At 61.8% G+C, this 6970-nt stretch carries 4 protein-coding genes; all 4 read right to left on the bottom strand.

Annotated elements, in window-relative coordinates:
• Window positions 1-96: 96 nt before the first annotated feature.
• Window positions 97-2706, bottom strand: coding sequence for a type I DNA topoisomerase (topA, locus tag ACO6VM_RS25280; RefSeq protein ID WP_401056870.1), 2610 nt, complete (start codon window positions 2704-2706; stop codon window positions 97-99).
• 100 nt (window positions 2707-2806) lie between these two features.
• The gene (locus ACO6VM_RS25285) at window positions 2807-3058 is read right to left on the bottom strand and encodes a DUF1653 domain-containing protein (RefSeq protein WP_125463367.1); all 252 of its coding nucleotides are present in this window, start codon (window positions 3056-3058) and stop codon (window positions 2807-2809) included.
• Window positions 3059-3136: 78 nt separating this feature from the next.
• On the bottom strand, window positions 3137-4312 hold the full coding sequence (gene fadA / locus ACO6VM_RS25290; RefSeq protein ID WP_125463366.1) for an acetyl-CoA C-acyltransferase FadA: 1176 nt from the start codon (window positions 4310-4312) through the stop codon (window positions 3137-3139).
• A gap of 31 nt (window positions 4313-4343) precedes the next feature.
• Window positions 4344-6491: a fatty acid oxidation complex subunit alpha FadB gene (gene fadB, locus ACO6VM_RS25295; RefSeq protein ID WP_422403980.1), complete on the bottom strand. Its 2148-nt coding sequence runs from the start codon at window positions 6489-6491 to the stop codon at window positions 4344-4346.
• Window positions 6492-6970 lie beyond the last annotated feature (479 nt).

The following is a 6970-nucleotide window of genomic DNA, read 5'->3' on the forward strand; positions in this document are numbered from 1 at the left end:
GAAGGCTGCAAGGCGATTGCCTGCAGTTTCAGGGATTGCGCTTTGCTTGTCATCAAATGAGTGGGGCCGCTTGGCCCCGATCAAAGCCCTGAACGATCAGCGCTTGTCTTCGACCTTCCACGCCTTGCCGTCGTAGAACGCCTTCCAGCCAGTCGGCTTACCGTCGACTTCAGACTGAACGTACTGCTCCTTGGTCTTGCGGCTGTAGCGGATCACCGCCGGGCGGCCTTCAGGGTCCTTCTGCGGCGCTTCGCAGAGGAAGTGGTATTTCGGATCGATCTCGTGCTTGTGCGGCACAATTTCCAGCACCAGCGGCGCACGGGTTTCGCGGTTCTTGGGGAACTGGCTGGCGGCCAGGAACAGACCCGAGGCACCGTCACGCAGCACGTAGGTGTCGTCGACCTTCTCGCACTTGAGCTCGGGCATGTCCACCTTGTCCATCTTCGGTGGCGCCGCCTCGCCGCTTTTGAGCAGCTTACGGGTGTTCTTGCAGGTAGCGTTGGTGCAACCGAAGAACTTGCCGAAACGGCCGGTCTTGAGCTGCATCTCGCTGCCGCACTTGTCGCATTCCAGGCTCGGCCCTTCGTAACCCTTGATGCGGTAGCTGCCCTCTTCGATCTCGTAGCCGACGCAATCCGGGTTGTTACCGCAGATGTGCAGCTTGCGCTTCTCGTCGAGCAGGTAGGCGTCCATGGCGGTCGAGCAGATCGGGCAGCGATGTTTGCCACGCAGTACCAGCGACTCGGACTCACCTTCGTCGTCAGCAGCGATCTCGTCGCCCGGCACCAGGTTCACAGTGGCCTTGCAACGCTCTTTGGGTGGCAGGCTATAGCCCGAGCAACCCAGGAATACGCCGGTGGAGGCCGTGCGGATCATCATCGGCCGCCCGCATTCCTTGCACTCGATATTGGTTGGGGTCGGCTGGTTGGCACGCATGCCATGCTCGGTGGACTCGGCGGTCTGCAGCTTCTTGCTGAAGTCGCCGTAGAACTCGTCCAGCACGCTCTTCCAGTCACGCTCGCCCTGGGCTACGTCGTCGAGGTTCTCTTCCATGCCTGCGGTGAAACCGTAGTCCATCAGGTTGGAGAAACTCTCCGACAGGCGCTCAGTGACGATGTCGCCCATCTTCTCGGAGTAGAAGCGGCGGTTGTGCAGGGTCACATAGCCGCGGTCCTGGATGGTCGAAATGATCGCGGCATAGGTCGATGGTCGGCCGATACCGCGTTTTTCCATTTCCTTGACCAGGCTGGCTTCGGTGAAGCGCGCCGGCGGCTTGGTGAAGTGCTGGCTAGGGTCGATCTGGATCAGCTTGAGCGCTTCGCCCTGCGCCATGTCGGGCAGCACGTCGTCTTCACCTGGCTTGCTCTGCTGCGGCAAGACGCGGGTGTAACCGTCGAACTTGAGGATGCGGCCTTTGGCACGCAGCTCGAAATCGCCAGCCGCCACGGTAACGCTGGTGGACAGGTACTGCGCCGGCGGCATCTGGCAGGCCAGGAACTGGCGCCAGATCAGTTCGTACAGGCGCTCGGCATCACGCTCCATACCGGTGAGCTTGGTCGGGTGGGTGTTGACGTCGGACGGGCGAATCGCCTCGTGCGCTTCCTGGGCCCCTTCCTTGCTGCCGTAGACGATGGGCGCGGCCGGCAGGTACTGCTTGCCGAACTCTTTCTCGATGTAGCTGCGCGCCATTTCCACGGCATCGACCGACAGGTTGGTCGAGTCGGTACGCATGTAAGTGATGTAGCCGGCTTCATACAGACGCTGGGCCATCATCATGGTTTTCTTCACCCCATAGCCCAGGCGGTTGCTCGCGGCCTGCTGCAGGGTGGAGGTGATGAACGGTGCCGAGGGCTTGCTGCTGGTCGGCCGGTCTTCGCGCTTGCTGACGCTGTAGCTCGACGCCTTGAGTTTCTCCAGGGCGGCCATGGCCTGGGCTTCGTTCAGCGGCTTGAAGGCTTCGCCCTTCTCGCGCGCCACTTCGAAACGCACCTTGGCGTTCTTGGCAGTGCCCAGGTCGGCGTGGACTTCCCAGTACTCTTCCGGGTTGAAAGCGCGGATTTCGCGCTCGCGCTCGACGACCAGCTTCACCGCCACCGACTGCACACGGCCAGCGGACAGGCCACGGGCGATCTTGGCCCACAGCAACGGCGAAACCATGTAACCAACCACGCGATCGAGGAAACGACGCGCCTGCTGGGCATTGACCCGATCGATATCGAGCTCGCCCGGCTGCGAGAACGCTTCCTGGATGGCTTTCTTGGTAATTTCGTTGAACACCACACGCTTGTAGCGGCTGTCGTCACCGCCGATGGCTTCGCGCAGGTGCCAGGCAATGGCTTCCCCCTCGCGATCCAAGTCGGTTGCGAGATAGATGGTGTCGGCATCCTTGGCCAGGCGGCGCAGCTCTTCGATCACCTTCTCCTTGCCGGGAAGGATCTCGTACTTGGCTTTCCAGCCGGCCTCAGGGTCGACGCCCATGCGTGCCACCAGCGTGCGGCGGGCCTTTTCCTTGGGCGACAGTGCCGGAGCCTCAGCTGCGGCCTTGCCACGCTTGGCCGCCGGTTCCTTGCTCGCACTGGCGGAACCGCTGGTGGGAAGGTCGCGGATATGGCCGATACTCGACTTCACCACGTACTGGTTGCCCAGGTACTTGTTGATGGTCTTGGCCTTGGCCGGGGATTCCACAATGACCAGCGATTTGCCCATGGATCGGAGTATTCCTGAATCTGAAGATGAAAAACGCGTCAGGTGCCAGACGCGGCACCGCTATATATAGTGGCAAAACAGTGAGGTCAAGCGCGAACGCTCAGTCGTCGGCCTTGGCCAGCAACCCGGACAGCCCTTCTTCGGCCTCGACCAAAGCAAAGCGTGGCACCTGCTCGCCGTCAACCTCGACCGACTCCAGGAACATCGAAAGCGGCCTCACCCACAGGCCGAATTCGCCGTACAGGGCCTGATAGAACACCACCCACTCCTCGGTCTCGGAGTGGCGCGCAGCGCCGAACACACGATACTCGGGGCCCTTGTAGTGCCGGTACACACCGGGTTGTATCTGCATGTCGCCCTGCCTCTTGAACAAATCCTGTAAAAAACAAAAACCGGGGCACAGGGCCCCGGTTGCTGCCTTGCAACGCGATCAGACGCGTTCGAAGACAGTGGTGATGCCTTGGCCCAGGCCGACGCACATGGTCGCCACGCCGAGCGTGCCGCCATTCTGCTTCATGACGTTGAGCAGGGTGCCGGAAATTCGCGCACCCGAGCAACCGAACGGGTGGCCCAAAGCGATGGCGCCGCCGTGCAGGTTAACCTTCTCATCCATCTTGTCGAGCACTTTCAAATCTTTCAGCACCGGCAGGGCCTGTGCAGCGAAGGCTTCGTTGAGCTCGATGAAGTCGATGTCGGCCATGCTCAGGCCGGCGCGCTTGAGGGCTTTCTGCGTCGAAGGCACCGGGCCGTAACCCATGATGGCCGGGTCCACGCCCGCCACCGCCATCGAGCGGATCACCGCCAGCGGCTGGATGCCCAGGTCCATGGCGCGCTGGCCGGACATGACGATCATGCACGAAGCGCCGTCGGTGATCTGCGACGAAGTACCGGCGGTGACGGTGCCGCCTTTCGGGTTGAAGGCCGGCTTGAGCGATGCCAGGCCTTCGAGGGTGGTTTCCGGGCGAATGGTCTCGTCGAAGTCGAAGACCTTCAGGAAGCCGTTCTCGTCATAGCCCTGCATCGGGATGATCTCGTCCTTGAACTTGCCTTCCACCGTCGCCTTGTGGGCGAGCTGGTGCGAACGCACGCCGAACAGGTCCTGCTGCTCGCGGCTGATGCCGTGCATCTTGCCCAGCATCTCGGCGGTCAGGCCCATCATCCCGGAGGCCTTGGCGGCGTGCAGGGACATGTGCGGGTTCGGGTCCACGCCGTGCATCATGCTGACGTGGCCCATGTGCTCGACACCGCCGATGACGAACACGTCACCGTTGCCGGTCATGATCGCCTGGGCGGCGGTGTGCAGCGCGCTCATCGACGAGCCGCACAGGCGACTGACGGTTTGCGCGGCAGAGGTGTGCGGGATCTGGGTCATCAGCGACGCCATGCGCGCGATGTTCCAGCCCTGCTCCAGGGTCTGGTTGACGCAGCCCCAGATCACGTCCTCGACTTCTTTCGGGTCGACCTTGTCGTTGCGCTCCAGCAGCTTGCTGATCAGGTGCGCGGACATGTCTTCGGCGCGGGTGTTGCGGTGCATGCCACCCTTGGAGCGGCCCATCGGCGTGCGACCGAAGTCGACAATCACCACGTCTCTTGGATTCAGGCTCATATCAGTATTCTCGCTCTAGCTCGTTGGGCGCTCAGTTGAAGAAGCGCTGGCCGCTCTTGGCCATTTCGCGCAGCTTCGCAGTGGGGTGGTACAGCGGCCCCAGGTCGGCGTACTTGTCGGCCAGTGCGACGAACTCGGCGACCCCGATCGAATCGATGTAGCGCAGCGCGCCACCGCGGAAAGGAGGGAAACCGATGCCGTAGACCAGGCCCATGTCGGCTTCGGCGGCGGTTTCGACGATGCCGTCTTCCAGGCAGCGCACGGTCTCCAGGCACAGCGGGACCATCATCCAGTTGATGATGTCTTCGTCGGTAACCTCACGCTGTTCGAAGACGATCGGCTTGAGCACGTCGAGCACGTCGGCATCGAAGACTTTCTTCGGCTTGCCGCGCTTGTCGGTCTCGTAGGCGTAGAAGCCCTTGCCGTTCTTCTGGCCCAGGCGGTTGGCCTCGTACAGCGCGTCGACGGCAGAGCGACGATCGTCCTTCATGCGGTCCGGGAAGCCTTCAGCCATCACGTCACGGCCATGGTGACCGGTGTCGATACCGACCACATCCATCAGGTAGGCCGGGCCCATCGGCCAGCCGAACTTTTCCATGACCTTGTCGATGCGCACGAAGTCGACACCAGCGCTGACCAGCTTGGCGAAGCCGCCGAAGTACGGGAACAGCACGCGGTTGACCAGGAAGCCCGGGCAGTCGTTGACCACGATCGGGTTCTTGCCCATTTTCTTGGCGTAGGCCACGGTGGTGGCAACGGCCACTTCACTGGACTTCTCGCCACGGATGACTTCGACCAGCGGCATCATGTGCACCGGGTTGAAGAAGTGCATGCCGACGAAGTTCTCGGGGCGCTTGAGTGCCTTGGCCAGCAGGTTGATCGAGATGGTCGAGGTGTTGGAAGCCAGGATGGCGTCCGCTTTCACCTGCCCTTCCACCTCGGCCAGGACCGCTTGCTTGACCTTCGGGTTCTCGACCACGGCCTCGACCACGATATCGACGTTGGCGAAATCGCCATACGACAGGGTCGGGCGAATGGCGTTGAGCGCTTCGGCCATCTTCGCCGGGGTGAGGCGGCCTTTCTCGACGCGCTTGCCGAGCAGCTTGGACGCCTCGTTCAGGCCCAGCTGGATGGCTTCCTCGCGGATGTCCTTCATCAGGATCGGCGTGCCCTTGACGGCCGACTGGTAGGCGATGCCGCCACCCATGATGCCGGCGCCGAGCACGGCGGCCTGCTTCACGTCGTGGGCGATCTCGTCATGGGCCTTGGCCTTGCGCTTGAGCTCCTGGTCATTCAGGAACAGGCCGATCAGGCTCTCGGCAACCGAGGTCTTGGCCAGTTTGGCGAAGCCCGCGGCCTCGACTTCCAGCGCCTTGTCACGGCCAAAGTTGGCGGCCTTCTGGATGCTCTTGATGGCTTCGACCGGCGCCGGGTAGTTCGGGCCGGCCTGGCCGGCAACGAAGCCCTTGGCAGTCTCGAAGGCCATCATCTGTTCGATGGCGTTGAGCTTGAGCTTCTCCAGCTTGGGCTGGCGCTTGGCCTTGTAGTCCAGCTCGCCGCTGATGGCGCGCTTGATCAGGTCCAGTGCACCCGCCTGCAGCAGCTCAGGGGTAACCACGGCATCGACGGCGCCGACTTTCAGGGCGTCTTCGGCACGGTTTTCCTTGCCCGAGGCGATCCACTCGATGGCGTTGTCCGAGCCGACCAGGCGCGGCAGGCGCACGGTGCCGCCGAAGCCTGGGTAGATGCCCAGTTTGACTTCCGGCAGGCCGATTTTGGCAGTGCTGGACATGATCCGGTAATCGGCGGCCAGGCACATCTCCAGACCACCGCCCAGGGCGATGCCGTTGATGGCGGCAACCGTCGGCACTTCGAGGTCTTCGAAGGCGTTGAAGATACGGTTGGCTTCCAGGTTGCCGGCAACCAGCTCGGCCTCGGGCAGCTTGAAGTTATCGACAAACTCGGTGATGTCGGCGCCGACGATGAACACGTCCTTGCCACTGCTGACGATGACGCCCTTGACCGAAGCGTCGGCCTTGATGGCGTCGACGGCCTCGCGCAGCTCGTTCAGAGTGAGGCGGTTGAACTTGTTGACGGACTCACCCTTGAGGTCGAACTTCAGTTCGACGATGCCGCTTTCAAGAGCCTTAACCGTGATGGCTTTACCTTCGTAAATCATCAACTGATCTCCACGATATGGAAGCTGAACTGTACACGCCGATCGCTGGCGCAAGAGCCGGTCTGCCGGTGTCTTGCCGCAGGCACACCCGTCGGCGCGCTAATCGGGGTTCTGTAAGAGCGATCTGACATACAAACGCTCAATTCATACGCCCGTTTGATTTGGGTGTGCACACATTCTCCGAAAAGATCGGCGTTGTCAAATGCTCTCAAGCACCTTGAAAACGCGACTTTCCAGTCATTTTGTACGCTGCAGGCATGAAGCATGATGACAGTGATCGCCGACCATTCATGTCAGCGATAGACCATGGGCAAGCGCTAGCGGCTGCATTTTGTTAAACATGCTCGCCAACACTGGCTACACTGGCAGGTGTTCAACGTGTTCCCGGCCTGCCTGGCCTTTTCTGCGCAGCAGAACGCAAAGCGGGGGGGAAGGGAAAGTTTGATCTCGATGGCCGACCGGGTACGGAAGAGGAGAGA

This window comes from Pseudomonas sp. GZD-209 (assembly GCF_049310485.1).
Lineage (GTDB): Bacteria > Pseudomonadota > Gammaproteobacteria > Pseudomonadales > Pseudomonadaceae > Aquipseudomonas > Aquipseudomonas sichuanensis.